Below are 24,055 nucleotides of genomic sequence, written 5' to 3'. Positions count from 1 at the left end.
TACTTCATATTTATTTTGTTACTGCCATCCTTGGCCTTAGTCGCAATTTACTTTTTACTTTTGGCATCGTCTATACGACAGTGATGGCTGACCTGCGCCAAGTCCAACAGCTCACGCAGGGCCACAGAAAACATCGCAAAGTCAGTGCCGGTGGCGTTTTTAAGCTCATTAATCATATGCAGCCAGCGCTCGACTAACAAGCGGTGTTGTTGCTGCCATTGATCTATGGCTTCATCGACGTCCTGCTCTGACCTAGCGCAGTTAAGCACTGATACTACGATGGTGCGCACCTGCGATTCCAGATCATCCATAAAGGCTTCTCTGGCCATGGCTTGCCAGTAGTTCTCTACTCCTACTTCTGAAATTTGGCCAGCAAACCAATGGAAGCCTAAGCGGTCACCTAAACTAAAATAGGTTTCGGCGACGCGGGTAGCGCTTTCGCCACTCAACCTAGCGGCTTCAACCATATTTAAACCCGATTGGATAATGGGCGAGGCCGCCCTGCGTGCCATAGCATCGCTAAGGCCCTGCTCTTTTAGTTCGTCATATTCTTTTTGCCATAGCTTTTTCTGCTCGCCGCGTAATAAGCCGGGCATTACCTCTATGATTTCATGCAAGGGTTTTTCAAACGCATCGCGCTCTTGCTGCGGATTTAAGCTGCCGCGACGATTACGCAAGAACCAACGCGTGGCTCTGCGTACTCTGGTAGATATGCGTCCCATCAAGGTCATTTGCAAATCGGCAGCAATCTCATAATCCAGCTTTTCAATTTCGCTCCACCAGTCTTCTAAGTGGTAAATATCTTTAGCGGTAATATAAGCTTTGGCGACATGGCCGGGCTTGCAACCTGTGGCGGCCATTAAGCGCTGGCAAAATGTAATACCCATAATATTGACCATATCGTTGGCAACTTGGGTGGCAACAATTTCTTTGCGCAGGCGATGAGCGTAAATATTGTCATTGTATTTTTTGCGCAGTGCCGTGGGAAAAGCATTTTCCACATACTTCACCACATAGGGATCGTTGCTAACATCCGACTGGCTTAGCGATTCTTTTAATTGCACTTTGGCGTAGGAAATCAATACTGACAGCTCTGGCCTGGTCAGTAGTTTATTTTCACTATAGCGCTCGCTAAGCTCTTCATCGCTAGGCAAAAACTCTAACTCTCTACTAAGCTGCCCCGCCTCTTCTAGCTCGATAATAAATCGTCTGTATTCGCCTACCCTATGCCGCCCCTGATGCTCGGCCAAACTAATGGCCTGGGTTTGCCTGTAGTTATTGGCTAACACCATTTCAGAAACATTATCGGTCATTTTTACCAAGAGCTTATTGCGTTGCGTTTCTGTCATACCGCCTTTGGCAACAATTTCATTTAGCAGAATTTTGATATTGACCTCATGGTCAGAGCAATCCACCCCGGCAGAGTTGTCGATAAAGTCGGTATTACAGGCTCCGCCATTTAAGCAAAACTCTATACGACCCAACTGCGTTAAACCTAAGTTACCGCCCTCACCAAACACCTTACAGCGCAGTTCATTACCATTAACCCGCAGGTTATCGTTGGCTTTATCACCAACCTCGGCGTGGCTTTCCTTGGCAGATTTAACATAGGTACCTATGCCGCCATTCCAAATTAAATCTACTGGCGCCTTTAATAAGCGGTTAATTAAATCGGTGGGGGTTAGCGACTTTTCTTTAATCGCAAAAGTGGCGCGCATCTCTTTAGTAATAGTCAGCGATTTTGCCGAGCGATTAAAAATACCCCCGCCCTTGGATATTAATTTTTTATTGTAGTCCTCCCAATTGGTGCCCGGCGTATTAAATAAACGCTGGCGCTCGATAAAGCTTTTGGCTGGATCGGGATCGGGGTCTATAAAAATATGCATATGGTTAAAGGCGGCCACCAATTTAATATGCTCGGACATTAACATGCCATTACCAAACACATCGCCGGCCATATCGCCTATGCCTATAACGCTAAAGTCTTCGGTTTGTACATTTAAGCCCTTCTCTTTAAAGTGGCGCTGCACTGATACCCATGCACCACGTGCGGTAATACCCATGCCCTTATGGTCATAGCCCTGGCTACCGCCGGAAGCAAAAGCATCACCCAACCAAAAGCCGTATTCCGCCGACAGGCTATTGGCTATGTCGGAGAAAGTTGCCGTGCCTTTATCAGCCGCGACGACTAAATAGGGGTCGTCTTTATCCATGCGCACCACTTGCTCTGGAGGCACCACGCCGCCTTCGGATAAATTATCAGTCACATCTAACAGGCCGCGTATAAACATTTTGTAGCAGGCTATGCCCTCTTTCATAAAGGCTTCCCTACCGCCCTCGGTAGGCAGCTGCTTGGCGACAAAGCCACCCTTGGCACCACTGGGCACGATGACGGCATTTTTTACCTGTTGGGCTTTAACTAAACCTAATACTTCGGTGCGATAATCTTGCAAACGGTCAGACCAGCGCAAGCCACCCCTGGCCACTTTACCCCCACGCAAATGCACACCTTCTACCCGCGGCGAATACACAAAAATTTCATACAGTGGCCGCGGCTCGGGTATATTGCTAATTTTTTTAGGGCTAAGCTTTATAGAGATGTAAGGTTTATGCTTGCCTTCACTGTCGTCTTGGTAAAAGTTGGTTCTTAGGGTAGCGCTAATCATCTCTAAGTAGCGGCGAAAAATTCTATCCTCGTCCAGGTTATCTACTGACTCTAAAGCCGATTCTATTTTTTCTTTTAGGCGCTCTATGCGATCGCTGCTTTTTTCTGTTAGGCGATTAACCCGCGGGTCAAACATGGATTTAAACAGTGCTACCAAATTACGGGTAATATCTAAGTGGTTAGACAGGGTATTAGCCAGATAGCTTTTGGGGAAGTTGAACATGGTTTGTTTCATGTAATTGGCATAGGTTCTTAGCAATGCCACTTCACGCCAGTTTAAACGCGCGCCCAATACTAAGCGGTTAAAGGCATCACTATCGGATTCGCCAAACCACACTGCTGCAAACGCCTCTTGGAAAGTGCTTTTTGCCACTTCAACATCAACACTAACCGGCAAGCCAAACACTAAGAAGAAATCATGTATCCATATAGTACTGCCATCTTTACGGGTTACTTTGTAAGGGTGCTCACCCACCACCCGCAAACCTAAATTTTCTAATACGGGGACTACGTCGGATAGTTCGACCACATCATCGACGCTAAATACCTTAAAGCGCAAGTCATCTTCATCAGCACCTTGATACTGGTAAAAACTCATTGCTAACTTATTGTTGTCGTTAATGGTATTTATAATCTCTATATCATCTACCGCTAACTGGGCATCAAAGTTTTCTTTATAGGAACTTCTAAATGCTGTGCTGTAATCATTATAAAGATTGGTGCCTTTCTCTTCACCATGGGTGGCACACAGAGCATCTAACAAGTGATCATTCCAAGTGCGAGTCAGATCAATGATTTTTTGCTCTAGCGCCTTAACATCATAATTTACCGGTTTATCGGGGTTAACCTTAAAAACGATATGACTTCTTACTAAGATAGATTCGGAGAAATGGGTGGTAAATTCATTTTCCTCTGCCTCTATTTCTTTGCTGATTAGCTGCTGTATTTGTTTTCTAATGTCTGAGCTAAATACATCCCTGGGCACATAGACGGTGCTGGTTACAAACTTGCCATAACTATCTTTACGCATAAATAAGCGCACCATATGGCGCTCATTAATAAAAGCTGTTTCTAGAGCGGTTTCATACAGTTCACTACTGCCACTTTGAAATAGCTCATCCCTAGGAAAAGTTTCCAAGGTTTGTCTTAACAGCTTGCCCTCATAGCTATTGGGGTCCATGCCTGAGCGTTTAATAACCTCATCATATTTTTTTCTGATTAGGGGTATTTTGGTGGGGCTCAACAGGTAAACAGGCGAGGTATATAAACCTAAGTAGCGGCACTCACCACAGACGTTGCCTTTGCTATCGTATTTTTTAACAACAATATAGTCAGAGTAGGACGGCCTATGTACTCTAGAGCGCACCGACGACTTTGAAAAAGCAATTGCCTGGGTCGATAAGTGGTGGCGAGTCATACCGGGATTAAAATCGTCTACGGCTATGCTTTTGTCCGTTTTTTTATCGCATTTAAATAAGCCCAAGCGGCTATCGGTTACTTCGCGTAAATATTTTTTGCCTTTAACGGTGTAAAACTCATATTCTGAATAGCCTAAAAAGGTAAAGTAGCCATCGGCCATCCACTGCAAAAACTCGCTACTCTCGGAGATATCCTCTTTAATTTTATCGGTAGCCGCTTTAGCCAAACTGAGATTGGCTATGGTGCTTTGTACTTGCTCTAGTACCGGCTGATAATCATCTACCGCCAACGCCACCTCTTTAACCACATCCCCTAAAGCTTTGGTGAGCTGTTTCATTTCCTGCTCAGAGGTATGTAGGTTGATTTCAAAATACATCAGGGCTTCTTTGGCTACCCGGCGGCCCTTGCTGCTTTTAGTATGGTCATTGTTGGGCAGTACCTCTAACAGCTCACCCTTGCCATCCCTAACCATGGTTAATACCGAGCTGCTGATACTATGGATGGCAATATTGCGTCGGTTGATTTCCATGCGTAAGGAATCAACTAAAAAAGGCATGTCGCGCATTTGCGCCATAATAACGGTATGGCCGCACTTCCAGCTGTGCTCACTCACCGTAGGGTTAAATACTGTAATGCTGGGGGCTTTGCGCTTGTAATTTTGGATAAAATTCCACCAGCCGTAGACTATGCCAAACAGGTCATCCCACTCCCGCCCCTCTAATTCGGATAGTGGTGTCAGAGCATAATAGTGCTGGGCGAAGCTCTGTACGGCCTTGGCCTCTTTGGCCTTCAATTTTTTTGCAATCAGCTCATTTAAGCTGCTGCTAAATTCGGTTTTAGTCATGGGGGCGACGGTAGTGGTATCCACAATAAATAACTCTCTTATTAGTTTGCGAGTTGCTGATCTTCAACATGCGGCTAGCGACAAACACCCTAGCCACATTGCTTTACAGCATAGACTATTACGTTCTAGTACACGTCTATGTCTATACATTTTTTTAACTTTTTTAGCGTAGCGCTTTTTGCGCATAACCCTGCAAGGTTTCTGACAACTGTGCGATTAAGCTGGATTTCACATTCCAGCTATGCCAATACAGCGGTACGCTTATCGCTTTACCGGGGTTGATATCGCGCAGCTCATAATCCCTGGAAAACTGCTGAAATTGCATTTCGGGCACCAGCCCCCAGGCCAGCCCCCGGCCTATAAACTCTACATATTTTTCGGAGGAGGGTATGTGATGCTGGGGGTAGTCGTGCTGCTGCAGCTGAAAATAACGTGCTAGGTATCGGCTTTGCATCTCATCACTGTGGCTAAAATCCACCGCGGGCGCCTGCTTAAAAGCCGCAGCGCTCACCCCTTGGGGGAAATAACGCTGATAAAAGCGCTCGCTGGCTACGCACAAATAGCGCATATCGCCTAAGTACTGGCAGTCGCAGCCCTGCATCGCTGAGTCGCTGGAGCTGATACAACCCAACACCTCGCCACTTTTTAAAAACTCGTGGGTTTTTTCCTGATCGTCGACCTTTAGCTCTATCAACAAATCCTGCTGTTCTATTAAAGGCTGTATGGCCTCTAAAAACCACGCGGCTAAGCTATCGGCATTGATGGCTATGCTCAAGCGGGTAGATTTGAGCTCGCCATAACCTAGCTCTTGTAACAACTCGCCCTGTAATAGCTCTACTTGTTTGGCATAGCGCAGCACCTTTTGGCCAGAGGCCGTCACCACCATAGGTGTGCCGCGCTTAAGCAAGGGCTGGCCCAGCTGCTCTTCCAGCTGCTTGATACGCTGGGAGATCGCCGACTGGGTAACATGTAAGCGCAAGGCGGCTTTTTCAAAGCTTTGCTCCTCTACCACCGCTACCAGGGCCAGTAATTGCTTGATTTCTAGTGCTGCCATGGCCTCACCCTTTATAGATCTCGTTAATTAGAATCTCTAATGCAAGATTAAAAATATTAGATTTTCTGCTGCCGCCAATCCTTATACACTGCCCGCTCCCATATGCAAACCTTTAGAGCCTGATATGTTGTTAGACCCCGTAATACTTAACGCCTGGCAAACCGGCCTGCTCACTAGCGCCGGCTTAATTATTGCCATAGGCAGTCAAAATGCCTTTGTATTGAGCTACGCCCTGCGCCGCCAGCATGCCGTAGGCATAGCCAGCGTGTGCGCTGTAATAGATGCCTTGTTAATCACCGTGGGCGTATTGGGCATGGGCCTGCTTATCCAGCAGTACCCGCTGTTTTTAAAGGGCGCGCTGTGGTTTGGTATTAGCTTTTTAGTGGCCTATGGTTGCATGGCTTTGTGGCGGGCATTATTCCCTCATAGCCTACAAGTAGAAGAGCGTCCGTCCATCACCTTTAAAGCCGCCATTATCACTACCTTGGCCATGAGCCTGCTCAACCCCCACGTTTACTTGGATACCGTGATGTTAATCGGCAGCGTGGGCGGCCAGTTTCACGGTGTAGCGCAAACCAGCTTTATTGTGGGCGCGGCTATGGCCTCCATTATTTGGTTTTACAGCTTGGCTTTTGGCGCGCATTTTTTGGCGCCTTTATTTGCTAATAGCTGGTCGTGGCGAGTGCTGGACCTGTCGGTGTGCCTATTTATGTGGTGGGTGGCGGCTGGCTTATGGGGCCATGAGTTGCTGTAAGTGGGTAATTATTATTAACCCGGCAAGCTGAGCAGGCTATACTCGCGCCTTTCTCAATTATGCGGGCTGGCTATTATCGAACTCTCACTCAGTTTATATGTTTTATTTGCCGGCACCGGTTTTGTTGCGGGCTTTTTAAACGCCATTGCCGGTGGCGGTGGCCTGCTGACCCTGCCAATTTTATTGTGGGCGGGGGTGCCACCGCTGCAGGCGCTAGCGACCAATAAATGCCAAAGTGTTTTTGGCACCCTGTCATCATCGATTAACTTTTTTCAAAAAGGGTATATAGATCTAAAAAGCATTGCCCCTGCCATGGCCATTGTTGCCGTTTTTAGCGCACTGGCCACCTGGGGGGTGCAACAGCTGTCCAATCAAACCTTAGCGCAGCTGCTGCCGTATTTTTTAATTGGCATAGCCTTATACACTTGGCTGTCGCCCAACTTAGGCGATACCGATAAACCCGCTAAAATTTCGGCACCCAGCTTTACCTTAATCAGCGGTGCGGGTATAGGTTTATACGGTGGATTTTTTGGCCCTGGCATGGGGGCCATTGCCGCCCTGCTATTTGCCAGCCTACTGGGTTACAAACTCAGCAAAGCCACCGCCCATGCCAAGCCGCTAGTCTTAGTGAGTAATTTAAGCTCGTTAATTATTTTTATGTTTAGCGGGCAGGTGTTATGGGCTATAGGCCTATGCATGGCAGCCACGCAAATACTGGGAGCCAGGCTGGGTTCTAATCTAGTCATCAGCAAGGGCAGCCGCATTATTAAACCCCTACTGCTGCTCACTACCCTGGCCATAGCGCTGCGGCTGCTGTGGCTTGCATAGTCAAACACAGTTGCTAGTATGAGCCGAAGGCAGCGAACTGCCTGTTTCCAAAGCTACCACACCTATCACTCAACACAGGATTTTAACCACCACTAAAACACAACAATAAATAACTAAGGAGTAGTTATGAATACAACACAGATGTTATCCCTTAAGCCTTTATGGGCTTTATCACTGGCTAGCTTATTGGCGCTTAGCGCCTGCAGTAAAGATCAAGCTCCAGCCTCCCCGCCCATTAAAAGCAACAGCAATATGGCCAGCTCTCAGCAGCAAGGCCCGTGGCAACTACCGCCCCCACCACCTAATTACCAAGGGCCATTATTTAGCCTTAGCCACAATTACCCCGCAGCCTATACTCAGCCCCTGCCCACAGCCTGGCAACAAGCCATTAATAGCTCGCGCATCAACGTTAACAACGCCCAGCAATACACCCTAGCGCTAAAGGCTGCCATCGCTAAAGACATGCGTCAGCTGATTTACGATTACCCTAACTGGCAGCCAGCCAAAGCGGGTTGGTATAACCAGCCTTGGCTAAGTGATATACGCGACCCTATACGCGGCAGCTACATAGGCTCTACGTTTCCCCCTGCGATGTTTCCGCAATCCAAACTCAGCGCCGAAATGACCACCCATGTAGCGGTGTATTACGATAGCGTAGCGGCGGTTAGCCTAAACAATGTATGGGGCAGCAGTGGCACAAATCCCATGCCGGGCTTAGCGGCTGGCGGCGCGCAATTTCCAGAGGGCGGCATTATTGTAAAGCCTGCCTTCACCACCGCCGATGCCAGTACGTGGCCGCCCATGGCTGGCGCTTACCCAGTAACTATATATGCCAACAACGATGGCAGCAGCCCGCGCCAGATGATGGACGTGCAGTTTTTTCAGTTCGACATTATTGTTAAAGACAGCCAATCATCGCCCCAAAGCCAGTGGGTGTTTACCACCTTGGTATACGATAAAAATGCCCCCGGCGATAACTGGGACAAGATGGTACCGCTGGGTGCTATGTGGGGTAACGACCCCAATATTAATTCACCGCAGTTTTGTGATTACACTGTCAAAAACGGCTGCCCGGCACTGGCAGAAACCTGGATTAACCCCGCCGCCCCCTTATACGCCAAAGAAACCTTGGGCTGGGGTGGGCGCCTATCTGGGCCCAACGACGGCGCGGTGGATATAGACGCGGTGGTATTAAAAACTGATGGCAGTTTAGCGTTGGTAGCCCCTAAACGTTATGCCATGTCATCGTGCATGGGCTGTCATGGCTCTGCCGAATACACTATGAAGTCTTTTTTGCTACCCTCGCCCTCCAGCTGCAGCGGCGATAGCTGCACACCGACCTTTGCCCAATGTGATCAGGCAATACCAGCTAACTGCAAAGTCGTGCCGCCCTCGGCCCCTGGCGATAAAGAGCTGGTATACCACCAAACCGCCAGTGCCGATTTTATGCGCTGGTTCCAAAACCGCCCCGGAAACATACCGCAAGACCCCGGCCAAATCGCCTTGGACTACGGTATGAATTACGCATTTAAATCCTTGCCCAGTTGGTACCGCAACACTCAGGCAGCCGATAAAAATGCTGACATAGGATTTACCGGAGCACTGCGCAATTATCGCGGCCTGGACCCTGCACTGGACGATAAATAGCAAACTTAGATCGAGCGAGGGCCCTATAGCCCTAGCTCGATCTAAGCCCACTTGGCCTAGCAATAAAAGCCGTTAAAAACGGCTTAATTACAAAAATTACTCAGGCTAGTCGCGGCCGTTTCTGTTAATATTTCGCCTCCAGCAAACAGCGACAGGCCAGCTTTTTCATGTTTAGCTTTTTCGAGCGTTTAACCAAACCCTTTCCTCCGCAAGCGCCACAACAACCTCCCCACGGCTTGTTTGCTTTTTGCCGCCATTACACCCGTGGCATGGAGCTGCCTTTAATCGCCATGGCCTTATTAACGGCCTGCCTGGCCATATTAGAAGTATCCTTATTTGGCTTTATGGGTGAGTTAGTAGACTTAATGGCCGCCAAAACCCCCAGCCAATTGCTAACAGAAGACGCTGACCGTTTAACCCTAATGGCACTGGTAGTCTTAGTTGCCTTACCACTGTTAGCCTTACTGCACTCGGCATTGATGCACCAATCGCTATTGGGCAACTACCCCATGGCCATACGCTGGCAAACCCACCGTTATTTACTGGGCCAAAGCATAGCTTTTTACCAACACGATTTTGCCGGCCGCCTGGCCACTAAGGTGATGCAAACCTCATTAGCCGTACGCGAAACGGTAATGAAATTATTAGACGTGCTAACCTATGTGTTGGTGTACTTTGCCACCATCTTTGTCACTATTTTTAGCTTAGATATTTTACTTATCATCCCACTAATGGTTTGGTTACTGCTCTATATTCTGGTGCAGGTTTATTTTGTGCCACGATTAAAAACCGTCTCTACCGAACAAGCCAATGCCCGTGCCGAAATGACTGGCCGCATCGTTGATAGTTACACCAATATTGCCACGGTAAAATTATTTTCCCATAGCAAGCAAGAGTCAGACTACGCCCAAAGCAGCATGAGCGAATTTTTACAAACCGTATACCAGCAAATGCGTTTGGGCACGGGCATTAACATCAGCATACAGTGTATTAACTATTTGCTAGTGTTTACCATGGCGGCACTGTGTATTTGGTTATGGAGCAAAGAGGCGGTAAGTGTAGGCGCTATCGCCATCGCCATAGGCTTGGTGCTAAGGCTAAACAGCATGTCGCAGTGGATAGTGTGGGAGGTCAGCAGCCTATTTGAAAACATAGGTACCGTGGCTGATGGCCGCAACACCTTATCGCAACCCCGCTTGGTACAAGACAGCCGCGACGCCCAGCCTCTGCAAGTAGCACAGGGCGCTATAGAATTGCGCGATGTGGATTTTTTCTATGGAAAAAATGAGGCGCAAGTCTTTAACAAATTAAACCTGTCTATTAAGCCCGGTGAAAAAGTTGGCGTGGTGGGCCGCTCGGGTGCGGGCAAATCTACCCTGGTTAATTTGCTGCTGCGCTTTCACGATATACAGGGCGGCGAAATTATTATTGATGGCCAAAATATCAAACAGGTAGAACAAGAGAGTTTGCGCGCACATATAGGTATGGTGACACAAGACACCTCACTGCTACACCGCAGCATACGCGAAAACATTGCCTATGGCCGCAACTCTGCCACCGACGAAGAAGTGTTAGCCGCCGCCAAACAGGCCGAGGCTCATGATTTTATTCAAACCCTTAGCGACCCCAGCGGTAACCAAGGCTACGATGCGCAAGTGGGCGAGCGCGGCGTTAAGCTCTCCGGCGGCCAGCGTCAGCGTATCGCCATAGCCCGCGTGTTATTAAAAAATGCCCCTATTTTAATTTTAGACGAGGCCACCTCGGCACTGGACTCTGAAGTAGAGGCGGCCATACAGCATAGCCTTTATAAACTGATGGAAGGCAAAACGGTAATCGCTATTGCCCACCGTTTATCAACCATTGCCGCCATGGACCGATTAATTGTGTTAGATGAAGGCGAGATTGTTGAGCAGGGCACTCATAGTGAACTCATTGCCCAGGGCGGCATTTACGCACAGCTATGGCAACATCAAACCGGCGGCTTTTTAGGCCTGGATATAGAAGACTAAGCACAGCCACCATACACAGAGAACTTGCCAGTTAGATAAGGGCAGCTAAGCTAAACACAACATGCCAGAATCTACTGCCACACACAGCTATAGCAAGACAAAACTTAAGCTCTTGCGTAACAGTATTATCGCTATAGTAGGCTTATTGCTGTGCAGCTATAGCCTGGCTCAGGACAGCATACGCTTAGCCTATGGCCACAGCTACGCTCCATTTTCATGGTTGCAGCAAGGCGAAGTTAAAGGCTTGCAAGTAGATATACTCACCGAGCTTTTTGAAAAACGGCTAGGTATAAAAACTGTACACAGGGCCTACCCCTGGAAACGTGCACAATGGCAGGTGCAAACCGGGCAAGACGACGCCATGTTAACGGCTAATACTCCAGAGCGCAGCTTATACACCCACGCCAGCACAGAGGTACTGATTCCCGTTAACTACTATGTGTACACCTATAGAGATCATCCGCAGCTACAGGAAATGCTAGCTATAACCGATGTGGAAGGATTTAAACAATTTCACTTAGTGGAATATTTAGGTGGCAGCTTAGCGGGGTTTAGCGCCGATGATTTGCAAATATCTATGGTGCCAGAGCTAGATGCCGCATTAAAATTTTTAGCCCAGCGCCGAGCCGATATTTTTATAGAGAGTGCGCAAATTACCGAGTTTAATATTAAAAAAATGCAACTAGATAATAATATAGTGCAAGTCCCATTTATTGTTGAAACTAACCTTAGGCGGCTATTAATTAGCAAACAATCACCTTTTGCTAAAAAAATGCAACAGATTGATAAAGCCATAGCCGCCATGAAAGCCGACGGCACAATAAATCGCCTGCAACAAAAGTACCTGCAATAGCTTAAGGAGCCAGCCATGCTATACCCTATGTTTGCGATGGTAATACTTACCTTTATTATTGGCGTAATCACTCTTAAAACCCGCTTTGCCAGCGTTAAAAACGGTGATGTTAAAGCTGGCTATTACCGCCTTATGGGCGGGCAAGATGTACCCAACTATGTCACCCAAACAACGCGCGCCTTTAATAATCAATTTGAGGTGCCGGTACTGTTTTATGTGGTGTGCACGCTGTATATCAGCATGGGCATAGAAAACCCCTATGCCGTTTATGCCGCCTGGGCCTTTGTATTTTTTCGCATAGCCCATGCGGTGATACACCTCACCTACAACCATGTACTGCACAGGCTGACGGCTTATTGGTTGGCGATAGTTTGTGTATTCGCGCTGTGGCTGTTATTAGTTTTATAAACCGGCATACAGCGAATCGGCGGGGTACTGTAACTCTAAACGCTGCCGCAGTTTTTTAGTTAGCCCCTTAAGCACCAGAGCATAAGAGTGATCTATCATGCGCTCTAGCTCACCGCGCGGTATGGAGCCGTCTAATAACACCGTGTTCCAGTGTTTTTTATTCATGTGATAACCCGGCTGCACCGCGGCAAATAAATCCCGCAACATAAAAGCCTGATTAGGATCGCATTTTAAATTGACTATAGGCTGACCCGCGCGCTGGCTAAGCAGCGCAAACATTTTTCCCGCGATTTTAAATACCTGCACATCGGTACCAAAGGGGTAGTCCTCTTGCGCCTCGGGCTTGGCTAAGCAATAAGCTTTGACTGCTGCAGTATTCACTAACCGCTCCATCGTTAATAAACGTGTAAAGGCTGGGCTTGGGTGGGCGCGGGAAAGGCCTGCTCTATCTCATGTAAATCTTGCGCGCTTAACACTAGCTCAGCAGCGGCCGCGTTTTGTTTAATATGCTCAGGCTTAACCGCCTTGGGTATGGCAATGACTGAGTCCTGCTGTAGCAGCCAGGCCAAGGCTACTTGCGCGGCAGTGGCCTGATGTCGCTGGGCGATAATATTCAACACAGGATGCTGTAAGCGGCCTTCGTCTAAAGGCGAGTAGGCCATCACCGGCACACCCTGCTTGCGACACCACGGTAACAAATCCCACTCTATACCGCGCTTGTTTAAGTTATATAACAATTGATTTGTAGCTATAGCTTTACCGCCGGGCTGCTGGCAAGCCAGTTGCGTTTCGTAATAATCGAAATTGCTGACCCCGTAGTGGCGTATTTTGCCCGCCTCTACCAAAGTCTGAAAAACCTCTAGGGTTTCCTCCACCGGTGTGAGCCCAGGCCAGTGCAGTAAATACATATCTAAACACTCAATTTGCAAGCGTTTTAAGCTGCGCTCACAGGCCGTGATCGTGCCTTGATAGCTAGCATTACTGGGCAACACTTTACTCACTATAAAAGCATCAGCCCTGCGCCCCTTAATAGCCTCGGCCACCACCAGCTCGGCATCGGCGTAGAGCTCGGCGGTGTCGATTAAGTTCATACCCAAATCCAGGCCCAAACGCAAAGCAGCGACCTCGCGGTTAAATTCAGCGGAGTTCTCGCCCATATGCCAAGTGCCCTGGCCTAACGCTGAAACTAGTTCGCCATTGTTTAATTTAATTTGTTTCATGATCTACCCGCATGCTCACAATTTTTCAGGATTTTAATAATAGGTAATATTTCACAATAATACTTCTGCCATTTTATATGCTAACCCTGTTTTAGCTGGCATACTCCTGCCCCACACTCAGTAGGAAAACACTGAGTAATAATACTAAAAGTCAGGTTATAAATCGCTCATATAGCCTAGTACCTAACAACGAGCGAATGGAGATATAGATGAAAAAATTAGCACTCGCTATAAGCCTATCAGCCTGCGCACTGCCAGCAGCAGCCGAATTTCAGCCGGGGTTCTCAGCCGAAATTTTATTTGGCGAAGCGGATCACAGCTCAGACTTCGATGGCGGCTATGAGCCCTCAGAAAAAGACAGCTCCAAAGGCATAAGATTCGCCTACGCCTTTAATGAAAACTTTGCCATTGAGGCATCCTATCACGATTACGGCAAGGCTAAAGATACCGTTTATTCAGATAGCTACCCCTATTACTATTTTGACGGTGAATCTCAAATAACCGAAGAGTTGGACTACACATCTGAAACCTCGGCGATCAACTTAGGCTTTAAAGCCAGCTTACCTTTTAGCAATGGCCTGTCGTTTATATTACGCGCCGGCCTTTCAAAATGGGATTATGAGATTAGCCAAAGCTATGTGCTCACAGAAGATTATACTGATTATGATTCTTCATTTTATGACGCTGTTTATACCTATGCCCCTGACTACGGCCAGGCTAAAGCCGATGACGATGGCCATGATTATTATTACGGCCTAGGCGCTGAGTACAGTATCAACCAGCAATTTTTTGTGGCTGCTGAATACACAGTCTTAAATGCGGATGCCGATATAGATGGTATTGATGTTAGCCATGAAGTTAAAAACCTGTCTATCTCACTAGGCTACAAGTTTTAATTGCTAAACCCTATGGAAAAAGGGCTAAGGTATTTATGCCTTAGCCCTTTTTTATTACAAAGCTACCGCCAAACGCGTACCCTGATCTATAGCCCGCTTGGCATCCAGCTCCACCGCCACATCGGCACCACCGATTAATTGATAGGGCTTTTCTAACCCCGCTACTAATTCACGGCGCGGATCTTGACCGGCGCAAATAATAATATTATCCACCTCTAACAATTTAGCTTCGCCATTAACTAATAAATGCAAACCCTGATCATCTATTTTTTGATACTCGCAGGAGGGCAGCATCACCACGCCTTTTTTCTGCAAACCGGCGCGGTGTATCCAGCCGGTGGTTTTACCCAGGCCGGCACCGACTTTGCTGCTTTTGCGCTGTAGTAAATAGATCTCTCTGGGTGAGGGGTGTACCTCGGGTTTCACATTGGCCACGCCACCGCGCGCCTGCATGCTCATGTCTATGCCCCACTCTTTCATAAAGGCAGGGATATTCTGGCTTAGTAATACGCCTTCATGGCTGAGGTACTCACTGACATCAAAACCTATGCCGCCCGCACCTATCACGGCCACTTTTTTGCCCACCGGTTTTTTATCGCGCAGCACATCGAGGTAGCTCAATACTTTGCTATGCTCTATGCCCTCAATCGCGGGAGTGCGCGGCACTATACCGGCAGCAATAATCACTTCATCAAAGTCACCTTGGTTAAGCTGCTGCGCATCCACAGTAATATTTAGCTGCAAGCGCACACCGGTTATTTCTAACTGACGTTTGAAATAACGCAGGGTCTCATAAAATTCTTCTTTGCCGGGGATTTGTTTGGCGATATTAAACTGGCCGCCAATTTCACTGCCCGCATCAAATAGCGTCACCTTGTGACCGCGCTTGGCAGCGGTACTCGCAAAAGCCAAACCGGCGGGGCCTGCGCCTACTACCGCAAAATGTTTTTTATCGTTTGCCGGTATGATATTTAATTCGGTTTCAAAACAGGCGCGGGGGTTCACTAAACAGGTGGTGGGCTTGCCTTCAAACACATGGTCCAAACAGGCCTGGTTGCAGCCTATGCAAGTATTGATTTCATCGGCGCGGTCTTGCTGGGCCTTAATCACAAACTCGGGGTCGGCCAACATGGGCCTAGCCATAGACACCATGTCGGCATCGCCACGGGCTAAAATTTCTTCGGCTATTTCGGGGGTGTTAATGCGGTTAGAGGTAATCACCGGTACCGTTAAGGCCTTGCGCACTTTGGCCGTTACCCAGCTAAAGGCTGCGCGCGGCACTTTGGTGGCAATAGTGGGCACACGGGCCTCATGCCAGCCTATGCCGGTGTTCATAATGGTTACGCCCGCCTGCTCTAATTTTTTGCCTAGGCTTACCACTTCTTCAAAATCACTGCCGTCGGCTACTAAGTCCAACATGGACAGACGATAAATAATAATAAATTCCTCGCCAACAGCCGCGCGCACCCGGCTCACTACCTCTATGGGAAAACGTATGCGGTTTTCATAGGCGCCGCCCCATTGGTCGCTGCGCTTATTGGTGCGTTCAACAATAAACTGGTTAATAAAATAACCTTCCGAGCCCATGATCTCTACGCCGTCGTAGCCAGCCTCTTTGGCCAACACCGAAGCATTGATAAAGCCTTGTATCTCGGCTTCTATTTCCTCTTCGCTGACCGCATGGGGCTTAAAGGGGTTGATGGGGGCTTGTATCTCGGAAGGGGCTATAGGGCTGGGGTTATAGGCATAGCGTCCAGCATGCAGTATTTGCATACAAATTTTACTATCGTGGGCATGCACAGCTTGGATCACAATTTTATGATTGGCCACATCCTCTTGGGTGGCCATACAGGCGGCATTAAAAAACACCGCGCCACGGGGGCTGGGACCTATGCCACCGGTTACGATTAGGCCTACACCGCCCTTGGCACGCTCGCCGTAAAAGGCTGCCAAGCGCTCAAAGCCGTTCTCCGCCTCTTCTAAGTTGGTGTGCATAGAGCCCATCAACACCCGGTTTTTTAGGGTGGTAAAGCCTAAATCTAGGGGCTTTAGCAGCGTGGGGTATTTTTGTAAGCCGGGTGCAGACTGTGCCATGAGTAATTCCTCTATGCCTAGATGTATAACGCCAATCTATGCGGCGTCAAGATATGAAAGCCACCTTAGCCTTATATTTTGACAGCGTCAAGATTGATTGCTATTTTAGCGCCCCAGCTTAGCGACTCAGCTAATAGCATGCCCAGCCAACAGTAAAGCAGCCTTTATGAGTAACAGCCCAGAAAAAACCAGCTACCATCACGGCGAGCTGTATAACAGCCTACTCAATGCCGCCCACAGCATGCTGGCCGAAGGTGGCATAGAGGCCCTATCACTGCGCAAACTGGCAGAACAAGTAGGCGTTTCCCGCACCGCCCCCTATCACCACTTTAAAGATAAAAACGAATTACTGTGTGCTCTGGCTGCCGATGGTTTTAAACGCAAGCAAGCTGCTATAGCGCAGCTCAGCCTGCACTCGACCAGTAACCCCACACAGCAGTTTAAAGATTTTGTGTATGACTACATCAAGCACGCCACCGCCAACCCCGAGCTGTATGATTTGATGTTTGGCCGCCCTATATGGAAAACCGGTAGCAGCAACCCGCAATTGCAAAGCCATGCCTACCCGGTTTTTCAACAACAGCTGGCGCTGATTAAAAGCTGGCAACAACAAGGTGTGCTAGACAGTGAAGCCGATACGCTGCGCTTATCGCAGGTAATTTGGAGCACCTTGCACGGTTTAACCCGCTTGGTCATTGATGGTATTTACGATAGCAGCGATAGCAACAGCCACCAGGTTAAAGCCATGTGCGACTGTGCTATCAAACAATTTTTAAGCGCTGCTAAAGGCTGAAAAAACTCTGTGACTTAATGGCCGCTGCGACTCATATTACGCAGTAAGTAGCACAGCACACCCAACCCAGCCCAGGCAAAGACTATCAACCACTCTGGCCACGCCAGCGCGGCTACACTGCCGGGCAGATATAAAGCGCCCAAAGCTAACGAGGCGATAAGCGCAAAAACACCCACCCAAATACCGCCCATCACTCTATATGGCCTTTCCATTTCTGGCTCGCGCAAACGCAGCACCACAAAAGAGAGCGCCACCAAGCCATAGGCAATCACCACGCTAAAGCTGCCAGCATCAACTAGCCACACCAGCATTTTTCGACCAAACAAGGGGGCTATTACACAGAGCACACCGATTAAAATAATGGCGTTATGAGGGGTATTGTATTTAGGGTGCAGCCTGCCCAAAGCCGCTGGCAACTGCCCCGCTTTGGCCATCACATAAATCGCGCGCGCACCGCCTATAAAAAAGGCATTCCAACTGGTAACTATGCCGGCTATGCCCGCCAAGATCACCATATCCCTAGCAAAACCCGAGCTCCATACTGAACCGGCGGCATCAGCCGTAGCCAAACGACTGCTGCTTAACTCCGCAGGCGACAAGGACATACCCACCCCAAAACTAATCAGGCTATACCACAGCACAGCCATTAATACCGAAACAATAATTAACTGACCGATTTGCTTATGCGGCAGGTTAATTTCTTCGGCCATTTGCGGTATCACGTCAAAACCCACAAACATAAAAGGCACGGCCACTAACACTAAGGCTAAGCCGCCCATGCCGTCTTTAAATAACACCGGCATATTTTCCGTAGTGCCATGCAGGCTAGCACCGCTGACAAACATAAAGCCCGCAGCCAATAACAAAACCGTCACCACCGTTTGCAACAGTGCCGCAGCTTTTACCCCGCGTATATTAATCCAGGTGACTAACAGGGCAGCGACACTGCCGATTAAGGCCCAGCTTAAGTACACCTGATAACCCGCCACGGTCCACAGCTCTATGGTTTTTAAACCGGGGATAATTTCTTCCATCACCGTAGGCAAAGCCACCGCTTCAAAAGCTGCCACACTTACGTAAGCTAAAATAATCGCCCAGGTACAAACAAATGCCGCCGCCCCACCCAAAGCCCTATGGCTATACACATGCTCACCACCAACAAAGGGCATGGCAGCTGCCAGCTCGGCATAGGTAAGGCCGATTAATACCATTAAGCCGCCACCTATAATAAAGGCCGCAATGGCACCGCCGGCACCGGCATCCATCACCCAGCTGCCAGCCAAGGCCACCCAGCTCCAACCCACCATGGCACCAAAGGCCAAAGCCAACACTTCTTTTTGTGACAGTACGCGTTCTAAGTTGCCCTGTTGTGTATCGCTCATCTTAGCTCTCTTATATATGCTTAGTATGCGGCCATGTTAACCGATAAAATTGCAAGATAAAAAAGACAGCCGCAAGAGCATGCGCTAGTAAGCCGAAAAAAATATGCCGCTAAGCCGGCAGCAATAAACAGCCGCCCGTTAACGCTGAAAAACCACCATCACCTGGCCTTATCCAAAGCCAAGGCCGGTAACATTACTGCCGCCATGCATAATATTAAGGCTATGCACGCCACATTAATTAACAGGCCATAATTATTATCGCCAACAATTAATGCCGCGGTTAACGGCCCTGAAGCCAAACCCATTTTTGAGGCAAAGCCGCCCAGCGCTGCCATTTGGCCGCTGCTATCAAACTCTGCACACATACCCAGTAAATATGAGATAACAAAGGCCCAAGTAATCCCCACGCCAACATTGGCTACCCAATAATAGCTTTTACTATCACTGTAATGAAACAGCCAAGTACCCACTATGGTTAATAAGGTGGCGATCAATATAGGCCACAAACGGCCAAAGCGGGTGGACATTACAATCACTAATACCGATCCGGCAATTGCTATCCAAGCAGCGAAGCCTAAGGTAGAACTTATAAACAACATGTCTTGCCCGGCGGTTTTACCTAAACCTATCACATAGGCATACACGCCCATATTGGCAGCCTGAAATAAAAACGTAGCCAATAGCGCCAAGCTTAATAATTTATAATTGATTTTTTGAGCCGCTAATTTTTTGTGATCTAACTGTAACTCGGCCACTTTATAGTCGGCCAAAAATGGCAGCATACATAAGGTGATAGCGCTAAAGGCCATGAGCGCAAGAAACAATGCCGTAGTGCCAAACTCCGGCACCAAGGGGGGTAAGAACATTAGGCCAGCACCACCCAGGCCAAACTGCACGGTAAGCAAATAGCCAAAGGTTCTGTCGGCCTCAGTGGTGCGTGCAATCACCGCAAAGCCTATGCCCACCAACATGCCACCTATACAGCCATGAAAAAAGCGCGTAATAACTAAGGCGCTAACTTGCGTTAAATAAATAGAAAAACAATCCGCTAGCAGCAAACCCAGTAATAACAACAGCGCTGCTTTTTTCCAGTTAATAAATTTCACTATAAAAACAGCCGCTAAGGCACCCACTGCAGCCCCATAGACATTAGCCGAGCCCACAAAGCCCGCCTCTTTATTACTAAAACCTAAGCCGTCGATTAAACCATCGATAAGCGCGGGCATGATGTTGACATAGAACAAGCCTGCGGTGGCCAAAAACGACAGCAGCACCCGCGCTAGCTCACCATTAGCTGGCGCTACCGGCAGGCGTTTTAATAAGGACGGCTTAGTAGCAGGGGCATCAGGCACGGCAGTATGACTCATAGTGACTCTTTTATTATCGGTTTATATAAAAAGGACTACTCAACTAGCAGTATAGGCTCCCACCTTAACAACAGCAGCGTTAAAACATAGTACCAGTTACGCGCTACTGATAAGGCCACTTAGTATTAAAGCTGCAACTGATAAAAAGGCGTATCGGCTTTGCAGCCAGGCCTGATGCTGATGGTTTTTTTAGCGGGCTTCATTAACACTGAGAACACCGTGCCTACCTCACCAAAGTTAGCCAGGGCTGAGGGGCTGTAAGGCCTGCATATAGAGGCCAAGCCTTCACTTTGATCCAGCAGCACCGATTGCACACCGCGGTCGGATCTATCATAGGATAGAATTTCTGCAGCGCGCCTATAGCGCTCATAAGTGCTGGGGAAAGCCTCTTGGGTATTCAGCTGGGTATCAGCCAAATAATGATTACTGTGTATCACTATACCGTGGTGATCACTGGCGAGTAGGTAATGCTTATCAGCGGCAAACTCTATGCTTAAAAACTCACCCTGCGCATCGGCCACCAATACATGGCTGGCCTTACCTACCGCCACAGTTTTTAATAGCGCTTTTACTTGCGCTAAAGACTCGCACTCCAACACCGCCCTCAAAAAAAGATGCACCGGCAGGCCCTGTAGGCGAGTAGCGCTTTTTAAAATATTAAGCGATACCGCCAAGCCCGCGCTGTTCATGCCCACCTTTGCCAACATACCGGGCTCGGTGAGGGTGGTAATGCGCGGGCCTTGCGCTTGCTCTATATGCAAAACGCTAATTAAGGGCTCTAAGGCTTTGGACCAATCCCAGTTTTGGGCTAATAAGCCGGTAGGCTGATTATAAACAGTGGTGCACTCCGACACCGATAGATTATTAAGCAGCTCAGAACGTGCATTCAACAATAAGATATCGTCGGCACTCAAACCCGCCCCTTGGGCTATAGCGGCCATCTCTTCCATATAGGCGGGTTTAAACTGCTCAATGACCTGCCGAAACGGGCCAAGCTGAGCCTGTAAGACGCTATCTGGCAGATTAAACAATGCCTTGTAATAGGCCAGCGCCTGCGCTATTTCAGACTTTAACGCCTTACCCTGCTGGTAGCCCCGCTCTGCTGCCCCACCTTTTAAATGTACTTCTTTAAATCGTAACGCTGTCATAGCTTATCGCCGTTTATCACTCTTGTTAGGGTATAGGCTAAAACAAAAAAACCGGGCTTAATAGCCCGGTAACATACCTATTACACAGTGAGCTAGCTTAAAACTTATAAGCCGCCGATACACCTATAGTGCGCGGCTGCGAAATCATCTGCCTATTACTGTTACCGTACCAGTTTTCAAATACACCGGTATCGGCACCAAAATAGGCCTCGGGGAATGAGCCGGTGATGCCTTCTTCATTACCCAAGTTTTTACCGTATAGGGTGACAGTCCAATTATCGGCAACCACTGAGGCCGATGCTCCCCACAATACAAAACCATCGTGGGTTTCACCTAGTACTGACTTATCGTCAATAAAGTTTTCCGATTCCGATTGATAGTAGGCATTGACTCTAGCCACTAAATCCAAACCATCGCTTAATGCCCAAGTGTTATCCAAGCTAGCACTGATTACATTTTCTGGCGTGCCCGGCAAGGTAGCGCCATCTTCGGCGATAACCGTATCGGTTTGTGGATTGACAAAATCATCGGTAAGTTCGGCATTCACATAAGTGTAGCCTAGGCGATAATGTAAGCTCTCGGTGAGGTAGCCTTCCAGCTCAACTTCTATCCCTTTAGTAGCCGCCGACTCACCATTAACCGCCATGTAAAAACCGTACCAGGCCGAGGTAGCATTTAGCTGCGGATCTTGCCAATCAACATAGAAAGCCGAGACTGTGTAATTAAAGCTATCGGTTTGACCTTTAATACCTAGCTCATAGTTTTCCACATTGTCTTTTTCGTAAAAATTTATGCTGTCTGAATTAGGCTCACCAAAATTATCGCCATTGGCCAAGCTGGGTATGGCATTAGCGCCACCGCGCCTAAAGCCTTCGGAGTAAGTGGCGTAAACCATGCTGTTATCGTTTATATCATAAGCAATATTGATTTTTTTCAGCACATCATCTTCTTTCTGCTTAGCCTGCGGCACCTCAGAAGAAACCCAGCCCTCGACTAAGGGAAAGCCCATAATGGTGTCGTTAACCGATTCATTATCAAACCAGCGCAAACCGGCAGTAATATGTAGTTGCTCAGTAATATGGTAAGTCAGCTCACCGTATACGGCTAATTCTTCAAAGGTAACGTCGCGGCGATATTCTAAGTCACGCTCAGTTAAGGTTGCGCCGGGATAAAAAGTTGAGGGCCAAAAGTCAGGGCATACATCACTGCCCGTGCCCACACAGGCCTGGGCAAATTCATTCATACCCGGGTTCCAGCTATTTTGGTAAACCGTCATCTCCTGGTCTAAATAAAACACCCCGGCCAACCAGTCTATGCTGCCACTGCCATCGTTAGAAACTAAACGAAATTCTTGTATGATAGTTTCATCTTCATAGCCGCGCTCTGCCCGTTGTGCCGGTCTGGGCCAACCCTCATAGTAAAAACCACTAATCCAGTCGCGACCGCCACTCACCCACAGGCCACCGTTATCACTATCGCCTTTGCCTTCATGCTCGTAGCTGGACGTATTTGAGGTTAGCGTGGCAAAACCAAAATCCACCTCCACATCTAAGCTGAGTAAATCCACCTCGCGGGATGAGGGCTCTAGCAAGACTTGGCCACTATCGTATTCACCGTAATCAAAGCGCAATGGCGAGCCTACAGGCTGGCCGTTGTTACCGGTGGTCACGGCACGCCTTGCACCGATTTCATCTTCCTGAGTTTGATAGCTAAGCAATAAACTTAAATTATCTGTAGGCTCAAAGGACAGCGCGACTTTGGCATAATCTATCTCTACATCGTCGGCATCTTTTTCATTTTTATAGCAGGCACCATTGTTAAGCACTTGCGCATCTGTTGCCGCACGCGGCGACACACAGTTATCACCCACGGCTACCAAAGGCTCGCCAAATTCATTGAGTTGATAGGCGTTGATATAATCCACCACGCCGTCATTATCGATTTTTCCTACCGAAGCTCTAACCGCTGCCTTATCACTTAACGGTACGTTCAACATAAAGTCGACATTGATATTATTGCCATCAGAACCATCGGTTTGGCTAAAATCGCCATTAACCGAAGCCTCAAAACCAGCAGGGTTAGGTTTGTTACTGATATAACGCACGGTGCCACCCAAGGCGCCAGAGCCATACAAGGTGCCCTGTGGCCCACGCAGCACCTCTACGCGCTCTATATCTTTTAATACAAAATTGGCATACAGCGGTGTGTTATCCACATAGGTTGAAACTGTGGGCACGGCATTGAGTGAGATATCGCCATTAGCGCCGCTATCTACGTTTAGGCCGCGGATAATAATACTGTTCACCGTACCTGAGTTGCGGTAACCGCGATCTACTACCGACACACCCGACATGGCGCGCAGCAGATCTGCCTCGCTATTAATATTTTGTGCGCTTAATTGATCGCCTTGCATGGCGGAAATATTGTAGGGGATGTCTTGCACAGATTGTTTTCTGGCGGTAGCGGTTACTATCACCTCCTCCATCATACCGGCAGCAAAACTAGGTACGGCATGAACTGACATAACGGTAGCCGCTACTACAGCACTTGCCAGTGTATTTTTTTGGAATGATTTTTTACTACTCATAGTATTTCTCCAACACCCTAATTTTTATTGTTAATTAATAATATTGACTATGGTTATAAAACTAGCTGAGCTTTAGCGGTACACGTA

17 protein-coding genes are annotated in these 24,055 nt (G+C 48.1%); 8 read left to right on the top strand and 9 right to left on the bottom strand.

Going from position 1 to position 24,055, the window contains the following annotated elements; translation table 11 throughout:
- Positions 1-47: 47 nt before the first annotated feature.
- Together NO559_RS05725 and NO559_RS05720 are read right to left on the bottom strand one after the other, a co-directional pair.
- Positions 48-4,952 carry an NAD-glutamate dehydrogenase gene (locus tag NO559_RS05725; RefSeq protein ID WP_258330839.1) on the bottom strand — a complete coding sequence of 1,635 codons (4,905 nt, stop codon included), beginning with the start codon at positions 4,950-4,952 and terminating at the stop codon, positions 48-50.
- Between the two features lie 139 nt (positions 4,953-5,091).
- On the bottom strand, positions 5,092-5,982 hold the full coding sequence (locus tag NO559_RS05720) for a LysR family transcriptional regulator ArgP (protein ID WP_258330838.1): 891 nt from the start codon (positions 5,980-5,982) through the stop codon (positions 5,092-5,094).
- A 124-nt stretch (positions 5,983-6,106) separates the two neighbouring features.
- Here NO559_RS05720 and NO559_RS05715 point away from each other — a divergent pair, with 124 nt between their 5' ends.
- From NO559_RS05715 to NO559_RS05690, 6 genes are all read left to right on the top strand, one after another.
- A complete protein-coding gene (locus tag NO559_RS05715; RefSeq protein WP_258330837.1) occupies positions 6,107-6,736 on the top strand; it encodes a LysE/ArgO family amino acid transporter in 630 nt (209 codons plus the stop codon).
- A gap of 27 nt (positions 6,737-6,763) precedes the next feature.
- Complete coding sequence (locus NO559_RS05710; RefSeq protein ID WP_375542736.1) at positions 6,764-7,564, top strand: TSUP family transporter; 801 nt, start codon at positions 6,764-6,766, stop codon at positions 7,562-7,564.
- A 126-nt stretch (positions 7,565-7,690) separates the two neighbouring features.
- Positions 7,691-9,211, top strand: a complete 1,521-nt coding sequence (locus NO559_RS05705) for a hypothetical protein (RefSeq protein ID WP_258330836.1) — start codon at positions 7,691-7,693, stop codon at positions 9,209-9,211.
- A 167-nt stretch (positions 9,212-9,378) separates the two neighbouring features.
- Entirely contained in the window at positions 9,379-11,220 is a 1,842-nt protein-coding gene (locus NO559_RS05700) for an ABC transporter ATP-binding protein (protein WP_258330835.1), read from the top strand.
- A 61-nt stretch (positions 11,221-11,281) separates the two neighbouring features.
- On the top strand, positions 11,282-12,073 hold the full coding sequence (locus tag NO559_RS05695; RefSeq protein WP_258330834.1) for an ABC transporter substrate-binding protein: 792 nt from the start codon (positions 11,282-11,284) through the stop codon (positions 12,071-12,073).
- Positions 12,074-12,088: 15 nt separating this feature from the next.
- Complete coding sequence (locus NO559_RS05690; protein ID WP_258330833.1) at positions 12,089-12,481, top strand: MAPEG family protein; 393 nt, start codon at positions 12,089-12,091, stop codon at positions 12,479-12,481.
- Here the strand turns inward: NO559_RS05690 and NO559_RS05685 are convergent.
- Positions 12,476-12,862, bottom strand: a complete 387-nt coding sequence (locus NO559_RS05685) for an MmcQ/YjbR family DNA-binding protein (protein ID WP_258330832.1) — start codon at positions 12,860-12,862, stop codon at positions 12,476-12,478. The two genes, NO559_RS05690 and NO559_RS05685, sit on opposite strands and share 6 nt — an antisense overlap.
- Before the next feature lie 14 nt (positions 12,863-12,876).
- A complete protein-coding gene (locus NO559_RS05680; protein ID WP_258330831.1) occupies positions 12,877-13,701 on the bottom strand; it encodes an aldo/keto reductase in 825 nt (274 codons plus the stop codon).
- Positions 13,702-13,910: 209 nt separating this feature from the next.
- Between NO559_RS05680 and NO559_RS05675 the strand changes: the two genes are divergently transcribed.
- Entirely contained in the window at positions 13,911-14,597 is a 687-nt protein-coding gene (locus NO559_RS05675) for a porin family protein (RefSeq protein WP_258330830.1), read from the top strand.
- Positions 14,598-14,651: 54 nt separating this feature from the next.
- Here NO559_RS05675 and NO559_RS05670 read toward each other — a convergent pair whose 3' ends face one another.
- A complete protein-coding gene (locus NO559_RS05670; protein WP_258330829.1) occupies positions 14,652-16,691 on the bottom strand; it encodes an NADPH-dependent 2,4-dienoyl-CoA reductase in 2,040 nt (679 codons plus the stop codon).
- Between the two features lie 166 nt (positions 16,692-16,857).
- Here NO559_RS05670 and NO559_RS05665 point away from each other — a divergent pair, with 166 nt between their 5' ends.
- Entirely contained in the window at positions 16,858-17,484 is a 627-nt protein-coding gene (locus tag NO559_RS05665) for a TetR/AcrR family transcriptional regulator (RefSeq protein WP_258330828.1), read from the top strand.
- Between the two features lie 14 nt (positions 17,485-17,498).
- On the opposite strand, the gene NO559_RS05660 is transcribed toward NO559_RS05665, so the two are convergent.
- The 4 genes from NO559_RS05660 to NO559_RS05645 all read right to left on the bottom strand — a co-directional run bounded on the left by NO559_RS05660 (position 17,499) and on the right by NO559_RS05645 (position 23,968).
- Positions 17,499-18,866 (bottom strand): APC family permease, encoded by a 1,368-nt coding sequence (locus NO559_RS05660; protein WP_258330827.1) that lies wholly within the window; start codon positions 18,864-18,866, stop codon positions 17,499-17,501.
- Positions 18,867-19,024: 158 nt separating this feature from the next.
- Positions 19,025-20,233, bottom strand: coding sequence for an MFS transporter (locus tag NO559_RS05655; protein WP_258330826.1), 1,209 nt, complete (start codon positions 20,231-20,233; stop codon positions 19,025-19,027).
- A gap of 125 nt (positions 20,234-20,358) precedes the next feature.
- The gene (locus NO559_RS05650) at positions 20,359-21,381 is read right to left on the bottom strand and encodes a C45 family peptidase (protein ID WP_258330825.1); all 1,023 of its coding nucleotides are present in this window, start codon (positions 21,379-21,381) and stop codon (positions 20,359-20,361) included.
- A gap of 97 nt (positions 21,382-21,478) precedes the next feature.
- The gene (locus tag NO559_RS05645; protein ID WP_258330824.1) at positions 21,479-23,968 is read right to left on the bottom strand and encodes a TonB-dependent receptor; all 2,490 of its coding nucleotides are present in this window, start codon (positions 23,966-23,968) and stop codon (positions 21,479-21,481) included.
- Positions 23,969-24,055 lie beyond the last annotated feature (87 nt).

The sequence above is a fragment of the Dasania sp. GY-MA-18 genome, assembly GCF_024734385.1.
Lineage (GTDB): Bacteria > Pseudomonadota > Gammaproteobacteria > Pseudomonadales > Dasaniaceae > Dasania > Dasania phycosphaerae.
This window is presented reverse-complemented; position numbering and strand designations above follow the sequence as displayed.